This is a genomic window from Algoriphagus taiwanensis (genome assembly GCF_036245645.1).
Classification (GTDB): domain Bacteria; phylum Bacteroidota; class Bacteroidia; order Cytophagales; family Cyclobacteriaceae; genus Algoriphagus; species Algoriphagus taiwanensis.
This window is the reverse complement of the sequence record NZ_BTPE01000040.1, coordinates 1-661: the sequence shown is the minus strand read 5'-3', so window position 1 is coordinate 661 and position 661 is coordinate 1. Positions and strand designations below refer to the sequence as shown.

Below are 661 nucleotides of genomic sequence, written 5' to 3'. Positions count from 1 at the left end.
TCTACGGATCAAATCGCATTGGCCAATCCCCGTAGCTTATCGCAGCTTATCACGTCCTTCCTCGCCTCTGAGAGCCTAGGCATCCCCCGTGCGCCCTTATTCACTTACTTCTACTTCAATCATCCTCGCGGATGAATCTGTTACAGTTTCTACTTCAATATGTCAATGAACTTTGTCCCGTCATTTCGGAACAATGTGGAGGATAACGGATTCGAACCGTTGACCCCCTGCGTGCAAGGCAGGTGCTCTAGCCAGCTGAGCTAATCCCCCATAATTTCAAGTGGGCCTGCGTGGACTCGAACCACGGACCTCTACATTATCAGTGTAGCGCTCTAACCACCTGAGCTACAGGCCCAAAATTAAAGTGTGTAAGGCCTCTGATGGCAGTCTTCTGTTTCCAGAAAGGAGGTGTTCCAGCCGCACCTTCCGGTACGGCTACCTTGTTACGACTTAGCCCCAGTTACCGGTTCTACCCTAAACGGCTCCTCGCGGTTACCGCCTTCAGGTCTACCCGACTTCCATGGCTTGACGGGCGGTGTGTACAAGGTCCGGGAACGTATTCACCGCGCCATGGCTGATGCGCGATTACTAGCGATTCCAGCTTCACGGGGTCGAGTTGCAGACCCCGATCCGAACTGAGACGCACTTTTAGAGGTTGGCT

The 661-nt window shown here is 53.1% G+C and carries 2 tRNA genes and 2 rRNA genes; all 4 read right to left on the bottom strand.

The annotated features are described in order from the left end of the window. Window positions 1-110, bottom strand: a 23S ribosomal RNA gene (locus AAA938_RS20170); the annotation flags it as partial. A gap of 86 nt (window positions 111-196) precedes the next feature. After that, a tRNA-Ala gene (locus AAA938_RS20165) sits at window positions 197-270 on the bottom strand. Window positions 271-281: 11 nt separating this feature from the next. Further along, a tRNA-Ile gene (locus tag AAA938_RS20160) sits at window positions 282-355 on the bottom strand. A gap of 46 nt (window positions 356-401) precedes the next feature. After that, window positions 402-661: ribosomal RNA gene (locus AAA938_RS20155) — 16S ribosomal RNA — on the bottom strand; the annotation flags it as partial.